This is a genomic window from Micromonospora sp. NPDC023737, assembly GCF_040639715.1.
In the GTDB taxonomy this organism is placed as follows: domain Bacteria; phylum Actinomycetota; class Actinomycetes; order Mycobacteriales; family Micromonosporaceae; genus Micromonospora.
Map to the genome: position 1 here is coordinate 1 of NZ_JBFAAL010000033.1, position 16,310 is coordinate 16,310.

Here is a 16,310-nt window from a genome sequence, read left to right on the forward strand (position 1 = left end):
TCAACCACACCCTCACCCGCGCCGCCCTACGCGCCACCGAAGCCGGCGACTACGACGTCATCCACGCCCACGACTGGCTCGTCGCCCACACCGCGATGACGTTGCGCGAGCACCTGGACATCCCGCTCGTCACGACCATCCACGCCACCGAGGCCGGCCGGCACCAGGGCTGGCTGCCCGAGGAGATGAACCGCACCATCCACGGCGTCGAACACTGGCTCGCCAGTGAGTCCGGCCGCGTCATCGTCTGCTCCGGGTACATGTCCGACCAGGTGACCGGGCTGTTCGCAGTTCCGTCCACCCGGGTCGACGTGGTGCCCAACGGCGTCGAGGCGCACCGCTGGCGGGTGCCACGGGCCGCGGTCACCGCCGCCCGGGAACGGTTCGCCGGCGACGGCCCGCTGGTCACCTTCGCCGGCCGGCTGGTGTACGAGAAGGGCGTGCAGCACCTGCTCGCCGGGGTTCCCCGGCTGCGGGAGCTGCACCCGGAGCTGCGGGTGGTGATCGCCGGGGACGGTCCCTACCGGGGTGAACTGGAGGCCGACGTGCACCGGCTGGGGCTCGGCGATGTGGTCGACATGCCCGGCTTCCTCGGCGGCGAGCTGCCCGCGCTGATGGCCGCGTCGGACTGCTTCGTCGTACCGAGCATCTACGAGCCGTTCGGGATGGTGGCTCTGGAGGGCGCGGCGGCCGGGGCGCCGCTCGCGGTCGCGGCGACCGGGGGGCTCGCCGAGATCGTCGAGCCGGGCGTCACGGGGACGACGTTCCGGCCCCAGGACCCGGACGGGCTGGCCGAGGCCGTCCACGCGCTGCTCGCCGACCGGGACCGGGCGCAAGCCCTGGCCCGGCGGGCCCGCGCGATGGTGCACGAGCAGTACGACTGGTCGGCGATCGCCCGGCGCACCGCCGCCTCGTACGCGGCCGCCATCGCCCAGGACCGCTCGTTCACGGCCGAGCGCACCGCCCAGCGGATGGCCCAGGGCCGCGCCCTGCCGCCGATCCCGCAGGGCAACCTCCTAACCGCCACCCCCCACTGACCCACCCACCCACCCGACCCCACCCCTCCCCCACCCGGCCTGGGTCCGGACCTGAGCGGTGATCATGAAGTTATTGCCGACAAATAGGACAGCGGACGGCGATAACTTCATGATCACCGCCTCCGCCTCCGGCAACACCTTGACGGCCGCCCGGAAATGATCACCGCGCCACTGAGACGGGAGCGGCCGCCGACCCCAGCGGGGTCGGCGGCCGGTTTTCGTTCGGAGCGGGATCAGCGCTCGGCGAGCGGCAGGAACGCGCGCTCCGGAGAGCCGGTGTAGACCTGCCGCGGGCGGCCGATCTTCGTCTCCGGGTCGTTGATCATCTCGCGCCACTGGGCGATCCAGCCGGGGAGGCGGCCCAGCGCGAAGAGCACCGTGAACATCTTGGTCGGGAAACCCATGGCCTTGTAGATCAGGCCGGTGTAGAAGTCCACGTTCGGGTAGAGCCGGCGGGACACGAAGAAGTCGTCGGCGAGGGCGATCTCCTCCAGCTGCATCGCGATGTCCAGCAGCGGGTCCGGCTTGGCCATCCGGCCGAGCACGTCCTGGGCGGCCTTCTTCACGATGGCGGCGCGCGGGTCGTAGTTCTTGTAGACCCGGTGGCCGAAGCCCATCAGCTTCACGCCGTCCTGCTTGTCCTTGACCTTCTGCACGAAGGTGCGGACGTCGCCACCGTCGGCCTTGATGTGCTGCAACATCTCCAGCACGGCCTGGTTGGCGCCGCCGTGCAGCGGGCCGAAGAGCGCGTTCACGCCGGCCGAGACCGAGGCGAACAGGTTCGCGTTGCTGGAACCCACCAGCCGGACCGTGGAGGTCGAGCAGTTCTGCTCGTGGTCGGCGTGCAGGATGAGCAGCATGTCCAGCACCTTGGCGACCACCGGGTCGACCTCGTACGGCTCGGCCGGAACGCCGAAGGTCAGCCGCAGGAAGTTCTCCACGTAGCCCAGGGAGTTGTCCGGGTAGAGCAGCGGCTGCCCGATCGACTTCTTGTAGGCGTACGAGGCGATGGTGGGCACCTTCGCCATCAGCCGGACCGTGGAGATCTCCACGTGCTCGGAGTCGAACGGGTCCAGGCTGTCCTGGTAGAAGGTCGAGATCGCGCTGACCGCGGAGGAGAGCACCGCCATCGGGTGCGCCTCACGCGGGAAGCCGTCGAAGAATCGACGCATCTCCTCGTGCAGCAGCGAGTGCCGCCGAATCCACTCGGTGAACTCGGTCAGCTGCTGCTCGGTCGGCAGCTCCCCGTAGATGAGCAGGTACGAGACCTCCAGGAAGGAGGACTTCTCGGCCAGCTGCTCGATCGGATAACCGCGGTAACGCAGGATCCCCGCGTCGCCGTCGATGTAGGTGATCGCGGACGAGCAGGCCGCGGTGTTCACGAAACCGGGGTCGTACGTGGTCAGCCCGGTTTCTTTCAACAGCTTGCTCACCCCGATACCGGCGGGGCCTTCGACCGCGGCGTGCACCGGCATCGACAGCTGGCCACCGGGGTGATCGAGCTTGACTTCCGTCATCTGGTTCCTCGCTTCGCCGGCATATCTTCATTGAATTGCCTTCGCTTTTACCGTAATCGCGGTTCCGGGGACACCACCTACGGTGGTTCCGGGGTGAGGTATGCGTCACCCGATTCCCGACCGTCCGGATCGGGAAACCGACGAAGCGAGCGGACGGATCAGGAGAGGGCGAGCAGGCGCAACCCGCCGTCGGCGGCGATCTGGTAGACGTCGAGCCGATTCGTCCCGGCGCGGAAGAGCTGGTCGTCGGCGAGCAGGGCGGCGAACCGGCGGCCACCCGGATCGGGCGGCACCACCGGCACGACCGCGCCGACGCGCCCGTTGACCGCCACCGCGAGCAGCGTGCCGTCGGGGACGGTGTCCGGGACGGTCCCCCAGATCAGCGCCGGCAGCGTCCCGGTGTCGGGGTCGACGGAGCGGAATCCGGCCAGGTCCTCGACTCGGGCCGAGCCGCCACCCGGCGGGTGCTCCGCCACGGTCGTACCGACCAGCGGGTGTACGGCCGGCAGTGGCGGTGGCTTCGGCACCCCGTCCGGGATGGGTGTCGGCTCGCCCGGACGGTCGTAGAAGTGCTTCTGCCCGGCCGGTCGCGGGGTGGCCCGGGCGGAGCGCCCGTCGACCCGCCACGGGATCCGGACGCCCGCCTCGTCCGCCATCGTCGGCAGCAGGTCGACGTGCTCCCAGTTGCGGTCGTCGATCCGGCCGGTGCGTTGGCCGGGCTCCTTCACGAACAGCGGCACCCAGGCGACCTCGCCGGGCGCCGCCTTGATGGCGTCCATGCCACGGCCCTGGAACCCCTGGGTGAAGCTCACCCCGTGGTCGGCGGTCACCACCACCATGGCCTGGTCGTACAGCCCGGTGGCGCGCAGCGTACGCAGCGTCTCCCCGATCAGCCGGTCGGTGTAGCCGAGCTGGGCCAGGTGCCGCTGCCGAGCCAGCTCGACCCAGCCGGCACCCTCGTTCGGCAGGTCGTCCGGCCCGTCGTAGCGGGCCCCGGAGGGCAGGAACGCCCACGGCGAGTGCGGCATCAGCAGGTGCAGGAAGTGCAGCGTGGGGCGGGGCGCCGGCTTCAGGCCGGCCAGGAAGCTGGTGAACCGGGCGGGCTGGTTGTCGTCCAGGTTGTCCCACCGGAACTTCGGGTCGTCGGGAATCGGCTCCGCCGCGTCCAGCCCGGCCTCGGCCGCGGTCTGTTCCCGGTAGGAGTCCTCCGGGTCGATCCGGCTGTCCCGCGGCGCGGTGATCTGGCCGAGCAGCTTGCCGGTCTCCCGCACCAGCACGCCGAGTCCCTGCTCGGGGGCGACCGGCTGCTCGCAGCGGCTGGGCGGGCAGAGCCGGGTGATGCTCTCCTCGGCGCGGATGTCGTACAGGCCGCCGAAGGCGGTGAAGAGGTTCTCCGGATACTGCGAGTAGTGCGGTGCGGCGTCGCGCGCCGGATAGCGGCCGGTGAGCATGGCCGGCAGCGCGTACGGCGTCCACCCGCTGACGCCCGTGGCGTCGCGGTACCAGGTCGATCCCGCGGCCAGCTCCGCGAAGTGCGGGAACCGCGTCGCGTCGACCCGGCCGTCCGGGCCCAGCAGGGAGACCAGCGGAAGCTCGTCGAGGACCAGCATCACGACCGGCGGGTGTACGGAGGTGGCGGCGGTGCCGGTCGCGCCGTCGGCCGAACGCGGCAGCACCAGCACCGAGGTGGGTGAGACGAGCAGGAACAGCCCCACGAACGCCAGCGGTCCGGCGGCGGCCACCCGCAGCACCCGGCCCGCCGCCCGCCACCGCCGGTGGGCCGCCGCGCCGGCGACACCGACCACCGCGGCCACCAGGAGCAGCGGTACGCCCCGCAGCGGCAGCACGTGCCGGCCGACCTGCACGGCGAGCGCGGCGACCAGCAGCCCGACGAGCAGCGTGTGCGTCACCGAACGGGCGACCCGCCCGGCCAGCCGGGTGAGCGCGCCGAACAGCGCCAGCGGCACGGTGGGCGCCACCGCAATCAGCGCGACCAGCAGCAGCACCTGCTCCCGGTCGGCGCGATGGAACAGGAAGAAGTCGGGGCTACGGCCGAGCACGTCCAGCAACGGCTGGGTCACCACCAGCCCGACCAGCGCGACGATCTCCAGCAACCGGCCCAGCTCGGACCGCAGGCCCGCCGCCCAGCGACCAGGACGCGCGCCCGCCGCGCCGCGATCGGCCGGCCCGGCCGGGTGGCGGTCCCCACCGGCCGCGACGCTCGGCGGCACGGACGCGCTTCCAGCCGTCGCGCCGGCCGGCGGCGCGGGGGACGTCCCGCCCCCGGTGGCTGCCGGAACGGGGGTCGGCGGCGCCGGCGCGGTGGGCGGCTCGGGGTCGCCGCCGGACCCGGGCCGCGGTGCGGCGGTGGGCGGCTCAGCCACCCACGGCCGCCGTGTAGAGCGTGCGGGTGCCCGAGGGCAGCTCCTCCCGCCGGGCGATATGGCAGCGCTGCGCGAGCAACCGCTCGAACTCCGCCCGCCGGTAGTCGGGGAACAGCCCCTCGGGCTTGTTGGCCAGCAGCCGCCGGGCCATCGGGTCCTCGGGGTGGACGAACTCCACCACGATCCGCGCGCCGGGGGCGCACAGGTCCACGAGCCACGCCACCACCTCGGGCAGCGGCACGTTCCGCCCGATCGCCAGGTGGTGCACCACGGCCAGCGCGAGCACCACGTCGGCGCCGGCCCGGTCGGCGAAGGAGGCCCGTTCCACACCGCGCCACCCGCCGCCCGGCGACGGATCGGCGAGGTCCATCACGAGCGGCAGGATCCGCCGCTCCCCTTCCGCCCGCAGCGCCCGGTAGAGCGTGTCCACCACGGCCGGGTCCTGTTCGACGGCGACCACCTGGTCGGCGTAGCGGGCGGCGAGGCGCGCGTACCGGCCGTCGTTGGCGCCGAGGTCGAGTACGAGACGGGGGCGGGGGCCGTCGGCGAGCGCGGCGGTCACGAAGCGCTCCTTGCCGGCGCGGTCCTGCTCCGAGTAGCCGCAGGTGCGCTGGTAGTCGGCCCAGTGGCTGGCCGCCGGAGGGCGGTCGAGCCGGCGTACCAGTTTCTCGATGCCGCGTACGGTGGCGAGCGCGAGCTCGCGGGAGTATCCGGCGGCACGCAGCTGGGCGCGGACGTCGGTGGTGGTGGCCTCGGCATGCCGGTTCTGCATGGCGGCGTGCAGGTGGAGGTGGGTCGGTATGCCGGGCAGCAGCCGCCGGAAGCCGCGGAACAGCGGCCGCACCGCGTCGGCCTCGATGCCGTCCACCCGGGCCCGCAACCAGGGTTGGAAGTCCACACCGAGGTGCGCGGTGAGCAGCAGCGGGTAGAGCATGGTCTGGCAGAACTGCCGATAGCCCGCCCAGGGTTCCCCGTCGCGGACCGGCTCGAACGAGCCGACGTCGATGAAGACCGGCTCACTGCCGCGCCACTGGAGGTTGTACGCCGACCCGTCCTTCGTCGTGAATCCGGCGGGCAGCGCCGCGCGCAGGATCTCGAGGTGCAGCAGCGCGGCGTCGCGCAGCATGGCGAAGGACCACTCGTAGGGGTGCGACACGAACGGAATGCGTTCGTGTCGCAGCACGGTGGCCCACCGCGTGTCGCCGGGCACCCGGGCCGGCTCGACCGACTCGGTGCCGCAGACCTTGCCGGCGGCGAGCAGGGACGTGAAGAACTCGGTGCCGGCCAACGCCCGCCAGTGCTCGGCCGCCTGCGCGTCGAGACCACGGAGCACGTCGTCACCCACGTGGAACACCCGGTTGGCCGGGTCACGGAACGAGCCGGGTTCGGGCCGTACGCCCGCCGGGGAGATCGCCATGTCCGGCCCGGATCAGCGGTGGTCGGTGGGCTGCCGCCGGAACCGGTCGACGAGTCTGCGCCAGTACAGCTTGGCGGCCACCGCGGCGCCGGCCACGCCGCCGACCACCGCCTGCACGATGAGGCTGCCGGATCCCGCGTCCAGATAGGCCAGATGGGACACCAACCGCTCCTTTTCCTCGCCATCACGACCGGCGTCCCGGAAAGGCAACGCTGGAGGCATTTGATCCGGAAGGCCGCTTTCATGCCACCGTACGCCGATCACCGCCCTCGTGCGGCCACACCGGCCACCCCGGGCGCGTCCGTTTCGTTCAAGACACCCGACGGAGGGACTCCCTATCGTCCGGGCCATGACGCCTCGATTCGACCTGATCGGCCTGGTCACCACGGACATGGCCCGCACGCTGGACTTCTACCGCCGCCTCGGGCTGGACATCCCGGCCGGCGCCGAAACCGAACCGCACGTGGAGGTGACCCTGCCGGGCGGGATCCGGCTCGCCTGGGACGACGCGGAGATGGTCCGCTCCTTCGACCCGGACTGGACCCCACCGACCGGCAGCCCCCGACACAGCCTGGCCTTCCGCTGTGCGGATCCGGCCGAGGTCGACCGGTGGTACGCCGAGCTGACCGAGGCCGGCTACGAGGGCCACCTGAAGCCGTGGGACGCGTTCTGGGGGCAGCGGTACGCGGTGCTGCACGACCCGGACGGCAACGGCGTCGACCTCTTCGCCCCGCTGCCCGAGGCCGGTTGACCGTACGACGTGGGCGGGCCGGTCAGCCGGCGGCGAGGAGGGCCGTCGGCGGCACCCCGGCCAGCTCGCGCACGTCCCGGGTCAGGTGCGCCTGGTCGGCGTAGCCGCACACGGCGGCCACCTCGGCCAGCGGCGTACCGGCCCGGGCCACGGCCAGCGCCCGGCGCATCCGCAGGATCCGGGCGAGGGTCTTCGGGCCGTACCCGAACAGCTGCCGGCTGCGGCGGTGCAGGGCGCGGGGGTCGAGCCCGACCTCGACGGCGATCGCGGCCACCGGCAGGCCGGCCGCTGCGGCGGCGGCGACCCGGGCGCCGAGCGGATCAGGTCCACCGGCGTCGCGCAGCCGCCGCGCCACGATCTCCGGCAGCACCGACGCCGGGTCGGCGGCCGCCCGCTCGGCCAGACCGGCGACGACACGATCGCCCCAGAGCGCGGCGAGCGGCACCCGGGCGTCGCGCAGCTCGTCCGCGGGCACGCCGAGCACGGCGGGACCGACGCCGGGCGGCAGACGCAGTCCCGTCCACCGCTCCCCCGGGGCGCTGACGCTCAGGAACGCCGTCCGGTCCGGGCCCGCCACGAGCAGCCCGGCGCGGCTGGACCAGAGCAGGTCCACGCAGCCGTCCGGCAGTACCCGGCTCTCCCGGGCGTCGCCCTGGTTGGCGCTGGTCCAGAGGGTGCTGCCCGCGATGCCGGCCGGACGTTCCCGGTACACACCCGCCAGACTGCCACGTCGCGCCGCGGGCGGCGAACCGCCCCCGATCGGAGCGACGCCGTACGCGGGCTACGCGTCCGCCGTGCGGTTCGGCAGGCGCACGCTGAAGACCGTACGGCCGGGACGGCTCTGCACGGTGACCGTGCCGTGGTGCGCCTCCACCACGGCGGCCACGATGGCCAGGCCGAGGCCGGTGCCGCCGTTACCGCGCGACCGGGAGCTGTCGCCGCGGGCGAACCGCTCGAAGATCTCCGCCTGCAACGATTCGGGGATGCCGGGTCCGTCGTCGGCGACGCCGAGCACCGCCGCGTCCGGCTCGGCGCGCAGCGTGGTGGTGACCGTGGTGCCCGGCGGCGTGTGCGCCCGCGCGTTGGCCAGCAGGTTCGCCACCACCTGGTGCAGCCGGGCGGCGTCGCCGGAGACGGTCAGCGGCTCGTCGGGCAGATCGAGCTGCCACCGCTGCTCCGGCCCGGCCGCGTGTGCGTCGCTGACCGCGTCCACGACGAGCGCCGTGAGGTCCACCGGCTCGGTGTCGAGGGGCCGCCCGGAATCCAGCCGGGCCAGCAGCAACAGGTCGTCGACGAGGCTGGTCATGCGCGCGCTCTCCGACTCGACGCGGCGCAACGCGTGGGCCACGTCGGGCGGTACCTGGTCGTGGCCCCGGCGGGCCACCTCGGCATACCCCCGAATCGCCGCGAGCGGGGTACGCAGCTCGTGGCTGGCGTCGGCGACGAACTGCCGGACCCGGGTCTCGCTGGCCTGCCGGGCGGCGAGGGCCGCGGCGACGTGCCCGAGCATCCGGTTCAGGGCGGCAGCCACCTGGCCCACCTCGGTACGCGGATCGGTGTCCCCGCCCGGCACCCGCACCCACAGTGCGACCTCGCCCCGGTCCAGCGGCAGCTCGGTGACCCGGGCGGCGGTGGCCGCGACCCGGTTCAGCGGGCGCAGGGCGGCCCGGACGATGAGCGCGCCGAGACTGCCGGCGATCAGCAGCCCGACGGTCACCACCCCGGCCTGGGCGACGACCATCCACATGACCGTCTCCTCGACCCGGGTGAGCGGGATGGCTACGGCGAGTACGTGGCCGCCGGCCACCTGCCGAGCCACCGCCCGGTAGTCGCCGCGGGCGCCGAGGTCGACCGTGTGCGGACTGCCGTCGGCGCGCAACCGCGTGAGCGGACCCACGTCCGAGGCGGGAACCGCTTCGACGTGACCGCTCTGCGCCTGGGTACCCGCCGTCGCGACGCCGTCGACCACACACACCGCCAGGGAACCCGGCGGGAATCCGCGCGGCGGCTCCGGGACACGTGCCGTGGGACCGCACTGCGCACCCGGCCAGAGCGGCTGGGAGCCCTCACGGAACCAGGGCGACGCCCCGCCCGGGCGGCGGTCGCTCATGGCGAGTTGGTTGTCCACCTGGCCGACCAGGAAGTGGCGCAGCGCCAGCGTGGTCAGGCTGCCGATGCCGATGCTGACCAGGGCGAGCAGCGCCACCACGGAGACCACCAGCCGGCGGCGCAGCGGCCAGCCGGCCAGCCGGCCGGACAGCCGCCGGCGCGGATCAGTCAGCCGGCCGGAGGACATACCCCGCGCCGCGCAGCGTGTGGATCATCGGCTGCCGACCGACGTCGATCTTCTTACGGAGGTACGAGATGTAGAGCTCGACGACGTTGGCCTGCCCGCCGAAGTCGTAGTTCCAGACCCGGTCGAGAATCTGCGCCTTGCTCAGCACCCGGCGCGGATTGCGCATGAGGTAGCGCAGGAGTTCGAACTCGGTAGCGGTGAGAGTGATCGACTGGTCGCCCCGGCGCACCTCGTGGCTGTCCTCGTCGAGAGTGAGATCACCGACGGTGAGCACCGCGGCTTCCCGGACGGCGACGGCGAGGCCGGATCGGCGCAGCAGCGCCCGCAGCCGGGCGATCACCTCTTCCAGGCTGAACGGTTTGGTGACGTAGTCGTCCCCGCCGACGGTCAGGCCGGCGATCCGTTCCTCGACGGCGTCCCGAGCGGTGAGGAAGAGCACCGGAACGGTGGGCGCGTACTCCCGCAGCCGGCGGAGCACCTGGAAGCCGTCCAGGTCGGGCAGCATCACGTCGAGCACCACCGCGTCCGGCTCGAACTGCCGGGCGGTGGTCACCGCCGCCATCCCGTTGTTCGCGCTGCGTACCTGCCAGCCCTCGTAGCGCAACGCCATCCCGAGCAGGTCGGTCAGCGTCGGTTCGTCGTCGACCACCAGCACCCGGACCGGTTCGCCGTCCGGGCGGTGCAGCTCGATGCGGCCAGCGGCCGCATGCTCCTTGATGACCATGCCCCCCATCGTGGGCGGCGTTCCTGAGTCCATCTTCTGCGGGACCTGTGTGCCAGCTGTGGGCGGCGGGTCGTCACTCGCTGACACCGAGGGGGTCGGTGCGCACGTAGCGCATGGTCCAGGCTCCGGTGCCGTCCGGTTGTTCGCGTTCGTAGAGGTGCTCCGCGACCCCTCCGACCGGCTCGTCGCCGCGCGGATGCCGCATGATCCAGCGGGTGGGCGGGCCGCCGTCCGACCCGACCGGCAGCGCCCGGACCAGGTCGTGGGCGGGTCCGCCGATAAACCGTACGTTCACCTCGCCCATCGCCGCCCCCTCGGTGACCACGCCGGCACGCAGGGTTGAGCCGGCTCCGGCTCGGAAGCTACCGCACTTCTCGCGGGGACCGCAGCCGGCTCGCGGCGACGATCCCGGAGCACTCCGGCACGGCCCCGGTTTGCCCTGCTCGGCGGTCGGGTACCGCGACCGGAGGCGCCCACCGACGGGCGACCACGAGGACGAGGAGCCGCCGATGCGCACGCTGGACCGGCGGTACGAACTCGAACAGCGCATCGGCGTAGGCGGGATGTCGGAGGTGTGGCGCGCCCACGACGTGGTCCTGGACCGGCCGGTCGCGGTGAAGGTGATGTCGCCGGGCCAGGACACCTCGGTGGAGCGGATCCGCGCGGAGGCCCGGTCGGCGGCCCGGCTGGTCCACCCGAACGTGGCGAGCGTGCACGACTTCGGCACCTGCGTGACGACACCCGGCGGGCAGACGCCGTACATCGTGATGGAACTGGCGGAGGGCGAGACGCTCGCCGTGCACCTGCGGGCCGGACCGCTGGACTGGCGGATCGCGGTACGGGTCTGCGCGGAGGTCTGCGCGGCCCTGGCGGCGGCACACGCCCACGGCATCGTGCACCGCGACGTGAAGCCGGCGAACGTCATCCTCACTCCGTCCGGCGCGAAGGTGCTCGACTTCGGCATCGCCACCTCGACCGGCGCCGCCGATCCCACACCGGACGGGATGGTGGTGGGTACCCCCGCATACCTCGCCCCGGAGCAGCTGGACCGGGTGCCGGCCACCCCGGCGGCCGACATGTACGCCCTCGGCGTCCTGCTCCACTACTGCCTCAGCGGGCGGCTGCCGTACGAGGCGGACAGCGCCACGCAACTGCTCGACCCACGCCGGCGGGAACCGCCGCGGCCGCTGCCGGAGATCGCGGGACTGCCACCGGAGGTGGCGGAGCTGTGCCACCGCTGCCTGGCCGACGATCCGGGCGAGCGGCCGACCAGCCTCGTCGCCGCGCTGCTGCTGGCCGAGGCGGTGGACGCCCGGGTGTACGTGCCGTTGCAGCTGTCCCCGACACCCCGGCGTGGACGCGCGGCGGTTTCCCCGTGGAGCGAACGGGCCGCCGCGCAGGTGACCGAGGCCGCCCTGGCCGTCGGGCGCTCCGGCCAGCTAGCCGAACGCTGAGACTCCCGTATGCGCGGTCGGCGACTCGCCCGCGGGCGCGCGAGCTCGGCCGACCGGCTCGCCGAGGGCTCACGGCGGAGCGGTCGGCGTGTCAGCGACGGTTTCACCGGTCGAGGGCCGGGTAGCCGGGCGCTGAGGAACGGGAGGAACGCCATGCCGGACCCGAGTTCATGGCTGCATGAAGCCGCCGCGACCGCCGAGGGCGGCCACGTACGCACCGACGACGGGGGGCTCTCCACCGCGCTGGCGTCCCCACTGGCCGCGCACTGCACGGGGCTGCGACCCGAGCAGCTGCTGGCCGCGGCGTTCGCGTCCTGCCTGCATCACGCGGCGGTGGAGGCAGCCGGCCGGATCACCGACGAGGCGCACACCGTGCAGGTGCGGGCCGAGGCGAAGCTCGGACGCGACGACGACGGGCGCTACCGCGCGGACGTCCACGCGTCGATCTCCTCGGCGGGGCTGACCCGGGAGCAGTTGGCCGACCTGGTGGAACACGCCGACGAGATCTGGCCGTTCTCCAGCGGTGACAACAGCCGGCACCGGCTCACCGTCACCCCAGCGGAGAACGGCCGCCGCTGAGCCGTCCGCTACCCGCGGAAGCCCGCGGTCACCGCGCGGTGGTCGCTGTCGGGTGTGCGCAGCACCCCGGCCGAGGTCGCGGTCAGGCCGCGGTAGAGGACATGGTCCGGGCGGGTCACCGGGACGGCGGCGGGCCAGGTGAAGCCGAACCCCCGACCGGCGTCGGCCTGCGCGTCGTCGAGCAGCCGGGCGAGCGGGCGGAACATCCGGTCGGTGCTGGCCGTGTTCAGGTCCCCCAGGACGATCAGACGCCGGGCCGGGTCCGCGCGCACCCGGTCCGCCAGGGCGTCGAGTGTCTGGTCCCGGATGGTGGTGTCGCCGGCCCGCGCCGAGCCGAGGTGCACCACGTACACCGTCAGGTCGCCGCCCGGGGCGGCGACGACGGCCCGTAGCGCCCTGGTCCAGCCCAGGCCGGTGTCGACCCCGGCCCGATCCCGGATCGGGTAGCGGCTGTAGAGCGAGACCGTGGAGATGATCGCCCGGTGCGGGTAGTCGTGTCCCAGGGCGGCGTCCACCCGGTCGTCCGCGGTCACCTCCTGCAGGGCGATCAGATCGGCGCCGGACGAGGCGAGGCTACGTACGGTGGCCGCCGGGTCCGGGTTGCCGGCCCGCAGGTTCTGGCTGACGACGCGTAGCGTCGCGGCACCCTGCGCCGGGGTGGAGCGGAGCCAGGCGTCCGCGTAGAGCGCCGCCCAGACCGTGGCGGGCAGCAGCACGGCCACCAGAGCGAGACGGGAGCGGCGCAGCAGGGCTGCGAGGGCGAGTAGTGGGACGCCCACGCCGAGCAGTGGGGTGACGCTGTCGACGAGGCTGCCGAGGCCCTGGACGTTCGGTATCGCGCGGTGCCCGGCCAGCACGGCGGCGAGGAGCACGGCCGCGCCGGCGAGGAGCCGACCGCGCCGGCCGCTGCGGGGTGGGACCCTCCACCGCCGGCCGCGGCTCGACCCCGAGACGCGGTAGGCATTGACCGCAGCCGTGGGTGGCCCGCCCGGCCCATCACCTGGGTGGCTGTTCGACCTATCAGCCGATCGGCTGTTCGGCGGAGGCGGAAGGCGGTCGCGCCCCACTTCGCCAAGATCACCCATCTGCCCTGCTCATGTCGTCATTACGGTCATGGCAGGAATACCCGGAACGAACGTTTCGTCACCTTGCTGGCCGCCCGACCGCAATGACCACCCGGATGGTGGCAAATTGTGGCGCATGCCACCAACCAGGCAGGTGGCAGGCGACGCTCGACTTTCTAGCCTCGGCGGGTGCATCCCGACGACCCCTCCGCCCAGGAATTGACCAACCGCGACGCGTCGACCCGTCCGACCGATAGTGCATCCCCCGAACGGACGAACGGTCGACATCGCAGCCCGGAAAAGTCCCGCCGCGGCGCGCGCACACTGTTGACCTCGACGCCCGTGCGGATCGCCCTCGCCACCGGTGTCAGCTGCTGCCTCGGCCTCGCCACGTACGCCGGCACCCGCACCGACGCGGACGACCGGACCGAGCCGTCGGCCGAGGCGGTGGCCGAGGCGGCGGCCGAGCGGGCGACGTTGGCCGACGAGCGCGCCTCGCGATCCATGGAGCGCACCGCCCCCTCCGCCCCGGCCAGCCCCAGCCCGAGCGCGACACCCAGTCCCACCGTGACGGCCAAGAAGGTGCTGAAGAAGCCGAAGAAGCCAACGAAGCCGCGGCCCGTGGCCGGGCTCACGCAGGCGCAGATGGACAACGCGAAGATCATCGTTGACGTCGGCCGGCAGCTTCACGTACCCAAGCGGGGCCTGATCGTCGCGGTTGCCACGGCGATGCAGGAGAGCAACCTCTACAACTACGCCAGCGGCGTGCTACCCGAGTCGCAGAACTATCCGCACCAGGCCATCGGCTGGGACCACGACTCCGTCGGACTGTTCCAGCAGCGACCCAGCAGCGGCTGGGGCAGCGTACGGGACCTGATGCATCCGGCGTACGCGGCGAAGGTGTTCTACCTCGCCCTGCTCGAGGTGCCCGGCTGGCAGGACATGGCCGTCACCTACGCGGCCCAGTCCGTGCAGATCTCCGCGTTCCCCGACGCGTACGCCCAGCACGAGGAGCGTGCCACCACCGTCGTCGACGCGCTCACCTGACGGACTCAGCGCGTCCGGGCGCCGTCAACGCCACCCGGCGGCTCGGTCACCCCCGCCACCCCCGCCCGGGTCGCGGGCACCCCGGGACCGGTCGCCCCTGCGGCCGCGGTCGGCGTGTCGGCGGGCACCGGCTCGACGGTCACCCCGCCGAGCAACTCGTCCACCCGCGTCACACGCCGCCGACGGGCGTGCAGCGCCGCCTCGAACTCCCGGCGCGCCTGAACCGCCTCGGCGTACGCCCGCTCGCGCACCCGCTGCGCCTCCTCACGCGCCGCGTCGAGTTCGAACCGCGCCCGCGCCAGGATCTCGGCCGCCTCCCGCTGCACCTGCCCGACGGCGAGTCCCACCACCGCGGCATCGTCCGGATCGAGCCGGCGCAGCAGGCCGCAGAGCCCCGTCGCCTCCTGCCGGATCCGGTCCCACTCCCGGCCCGCCCCGGCGGCGCTCTCCGCCCACGCCGCGAGCCGGGTCAGCCGGACCGCCAGCTCATCGAGGCAGGCGTCCACCTGCCGCTGGTCGTAGCCGATCTCAACGACGGAGAACCTCATGCTGTCGCCCCCAGGCAGCCGGAAACCCTTCCCCTCCTGGATCCTCGGCCGTGCCTCGTGTCGCCGCCGAGCTTCGGGGAAATTGTTCAGCATGCGAGCGCCGCCGTGGTCGGCGGCGATGCGCGCGGCGAGGGCGCGCGGGCGGCGGACGAGAGGTGGACGGCGCGGCGCGACCGGGACCGCGGTCAGGTGCGCTTGGGCAGCACCACCACGCGCCCGAAGAACTCGTCGATCCGGTGCACCACGTCGTTGAAGTCGTCGAGGTCGATCGGCTTGGTGACGTACGCGTTGGCCTGCAGCGTGTAGCTGCCGATCACGTCCGTGTCCGCGTTGGAGGTGGTCAGCACCACGACCGGGATCGTACGCAGATCCTCGTCCTGTTTCACCGCGCCGAGCACCTGCCGCCCGTCCATCCGGGGCATGTTCAGGTCGAGCAGGATGACGTCCGGACGCACGGCGCCGGCGTGCCGGCCCTCCCCCCGGAGGAACTCCATCGCCTCCTCGCCGTCGCTGACCACGTCGATGACCTTCTCGACCCCGGACTCCTGGAGAGCTTCCTCGATCATGAGCACGTCGCCCGGGTCGTCGTCCACCACGAGGATGCGGACCGGGTTAGGGCTGTCTACGCCCATGAGCTACCTGCCTCTGGTCTGGCGGGAACGGGACTTCACGGTCACGTCCTGGCGGGGAAATCTAGCCGATCACGGGACGATCCATGACAGCCGGGTCGATCGTTTCCGGCGGACAGGGCGCGACGCTTGCAGCGAGGCAAGTATAGGCACCGGTGATCGGGCGCTTGATCGCGTCAGTTCCACTCCCGCGAGTCGACGAGACCGCCGCTGCTGCCGGGCGGTGGCTCCGACCGGTTGTTACGATCGCCTCGATCCGGCCGACCGGCAGCCTGTGGAAAGGCGTGAACGTGGTACTCCACGGGCGGACACCCGAGACGACACCGCTGAGCCTGACCGTCGACCGCTCGAACCCGGCGGCGCCACTGATCCGGGTCGGTGGGGATCTCGCGTACGCCACTGCGGGACCACTCCGCGAGGAGATCGACCGGCTGCTCGCCGGCACCCCGCCCGCCGTCGTCCTGGACTTCGCCGACCTGCTCTTCATCGACAGCACCGGGCTGGCCGTGATCGTGCACGCCTGGCGGCAGGGCCAGGAGGCCGGTACCGCGCTCGAACTACGCACGGTTCCCCGCTTCCTGGGCACGATCCTGGACATGACCGGCGTCACCGGCCTGCTGAGCCGACCGGCACCGCAGAGCCGGCCGTCAACGCTGAGCCGGCCGTCAGCGCTGAGCCGGCCGTCAGCGCTGAGCCGGCCGGAGAGCGGCCGGCCGACGGCCACCGCCTGACCGCGACGCGCACCGCGGCACCGACTCTGGAAACCCGGCGCGGGGGGCCGCCCCCGGGGGGGGGGGCCGCCGCCCGGCGGGGGGGCCCCCCCCCCCCGCGACCCAAGAGGGCGCTCCACCCCCCAAAACCCA

17 protein-coding genes are annotated in these 16,310 nt (G+C 73.1%); 6 read left to right on the plus strand and 11 right to left on the minus strand.

Annotated elements, in window-relative coordinates; all coding sequences use genetic code 11:
- Positions 1 to 1,037, plus strand: a 1,037-nt coding sequence (locus AB0F98_RS31355; protein ID WP_357743068.1) for a glycosyltransferase family 4 protein, incomplete at its 5' end; no start/stop codon positions are given.
- A 233-nt stretch (positions 1,038 to 1,270) separates the two neighbouring features.
- On the opposite strand, the gene AB0F98_RS31360 is transcribed toward AB0F98_RS31355, so the two are convergent.
- The 4 genes from AB0F98_RS31360 to AB0F98_RS31375 all read right to left on the minus strand — a co-directional run bounded on the left by AB0F98_RS31360 (position 1,271) and on the right by AB0F98_RS31375 (position 6,517).
- Entirely contained in the window at positions 1,271 to 2,554 is a 1,284-nt protein-coding gene (locus tag AB0F98_RS31360; protein ID WP_357743071.1) for a citrate synthase, read from the minus strand.
- 158 nt (positions 2,555 to 2,712) lie between these two features.
- The gene (locus AB0F98_RS31365) at positions 2,713 to 4,689 is read right to left on the minus strand and encodes a sulfatase-like hydrolase/transferase (RefSeq protein ID WP_357743108.1); all 1,977 of its coding nucleotides are present in this window, start codon (positions 4,687 to 4,689) and stop codon (positions 2,713 to 2,715) included.
- 241 nt (positions 4,690 to 4,930) lie between these two features.
- Positions 4,931 to 6,355 carry a class I SAM-dependent methyltransferase gene (locus tag AB0F98_RS31370; protein ID WP_357743074.1) on the minus strand — a complete coding sequence of 475 codons (1,425 nt, stop codon included), beginning with the start codon at positions 6,353 to 6,355 and terminating at the stop codon, positions 4,931 to 4,933.
- 12 nt (positions 6,356 to 6,367) lie between these two features.
- The gene (locus AB0F98_RS31375) at positions 6,368 to 6,517 is read right to left on the minus strand and encodes a hypothetical protein (RefSeq protein ID WP_175649291.1); all 150 of its coding nucleotides are present in this window, start codon (positions 6,515 to 6,517) and stop codon (positions 6,368 to 6,370) included.
- Between the two features lie 187 nt (positions 6,518 to 6,704).
- Here AB0F98_RS31375 and AB0F98_RS31380 point away from each other — a divergent pair, with 187 nt between their 5' ends.
- Positions 6,705 to 7,106: a VOC family protein gene (locus tag AB0F98_RS31380; RefSeq protein WP_357743079.1), complete on the plus strand. Its 402-nt coding sequence runs from the start codon at positions 6,705 to 6,707 to the stop codon at positions 7,104 to 7,106.
- Positions 7,107 to 7,128: 22 nt separating this feature from the next.
- Here the strand turns inward: AB0F98_RS31380 and AB0F98_RS31385 are convergent, their stop codons facing one another.
- The 4 genes from AB0F98_RS31385 to AB0F98_RS31400 all read right to left on the minus strand — a co-directional run bounded on the left by AB0F98_RS31385 (position 7,129) and on the right by AB0F98_RS31400 (position 10,430).
- Positions 7,129 to 7,818: a helix-turn-helix domain-containing protein gene (locus tag AB0F98_RS31385; RefSeq protein ID WP_357743082.1), complete on the minus strand. Its 690-nt coding sequence runs from the start codon at positions 7,816 to 7,818 to the stop codon at positions 7,129 to 7,131.
- Between the two features lie 69 nt (positions 7,819 to 7,887).
- The gene (locus AB0F98_RS31390; protein WP_357743111.1) at positions 7,888 to 9,354 is read right to left on the minus strand and encodes a HAMP domain-containing sensor histidine kinase; all 1,467 of its coding nucleotides are present in this window, start codon (positions 9,352 to 9,354) and stop codon (positions 7,888 to 7,890) included.
- Positions 9,355 to 9,379: 25 nt separating this feature from the next.
- Positions 9,380 to 10,126, minus strand: coding sequence for a response regulator transcription factor (locus AB0F98_RS31395; RefSeq protein ID WP_357743084.1), 747 nt, complete (start codon positions 10,124 to 10,126; stop codon positions 9,380 to 9,382).
- 73 nt (positions 10,127 to 10,199) lie between these two features.
- Positions 10,200 to 10,430 (minus strand): hypothetical protein, encoded by a 231-nt coding sequence (locus tag AB0F98_RS31400; protein WP_357743087.1) that lies wholly within the window; start codon positions 10,428 to 10,430, stop codon positions 10,200 to 10,202.
- Between the two features lie 205 nt (positions 10,431 to 10,635).
- Between AB0F98_RS31400 and AB0F98_RS31405 the strand changes: the two genes are divergently transcribed.
- Both AB0F98_RS31405 and AB0F98_RS31410 read left to right on the plus strand, forming a co-directional pair.
- Positions 10,636 to 11,580 (plus strand): serine/threonine-protein kinase, encoded by a 945-nt coding sequence (locus AB0F98_RS31405; protein ID WP_357743090.1) that lies wholly within the window; start codon positions 10,636 to 10,638, stop codon positions 11,578 to 11,580.
- 153 nt (positions 11,581 to 11,733) lie between these two features.
- A complete protein-coding gene (locus AB0F98_RS31410; RefSeq protein ID WP_076473082.1) occupies positions 11,734 to 12,159 on the plus strand; it encodes an OsmC family protein in 426 nt (141 codons plus the stop codon).
- Positions 12,160 to 12,167: 8 nt separating this feature from the next.
- On the opposite strand, the gene AB0F98_RS31415 is transcribed toward AB0F98_RS31410, so the two are convergent.
- A complete protein-coding gene (locus tag AB0F98_RS31415) occupies positions 12,168 to 13,031 on the minus strand; it encodes an endonuclease/exonuclease/phosphatase family protein (protein WP_357743093.1) in 864 nt (287 codons plus the stop codon).
- 381 nt (positions 13,032 to 13,412) lie between these two features.
- On the opposite strand from AB0F98_RS31415, the gene AB0F98_RS31420 reads away from it, so the two are divergent.
- Positions 13,413 to 14,270, plus strand: a complete 858-nt coding sequence (locus AB0F98_RS31420; protein WP_357743096.1) for a hypothetical protein — start codon at positions 13,413 to 13,415, stop codon at positions 14,268 to 14,270.
- A 5-nt stretch (positions 14,271 to 14,275) separates the two neighbouring features.
- On the opposite strand, the gene AB0F98_RS31425 is transcribed toward AB0F98_RS31420, so the two are convergent.
- Together AB0F98_RS31425 and AB0F98_RS31430 are read right to left on the minus strand one after the other, a co-directional pair.
- On the minus strand, positions 14,276 to 14,818 hold the full coding sequence (locus AB0F98_RS31425) for an ATPase (protein WP_357743099.1): 543 nt from the start codon (positions 14,816 to 14,818) through the stop codon (positions 14,276 to 14,278).
- A gap of 185 nt (positions 14,819 to 15,003) precedes the next feature.
- Positions 15,004 to 15,450 carry a response regulator gene (locus AB0F98_RS31430; protein ID WP_357743102.1) on the minus strand — a complete coding sequence of 149 codons (447 nt, stop codon included), beginning with the start codon at positions 15,448 to 15,450 and terminating at the stop codon, positions 15,004 to 15,006.
- A gap of 281 nt (positions 15,451 to 15,731) precedes the next feature.
- On the opposite strand from AB0F98_RS31430, the gene AB0F98_RS31435 reads away from it, so the two are divergent.
- Positions 15,732 to 16,178 carry an STAS domain-containing protein gene (locus tag AB0F98_RS31435; RefSeq protein WP_357743105.1) on the plus strand — a complete coding sequence of 149 codons (447 nt, stop codon included), beginning with the start codon at positions 15,732 to 15,734 and terminating at the stop codon, positions 16,176 to 16,178.
- Positions 16,179 to 16,310: the final 132 nt, after the last annotated feature.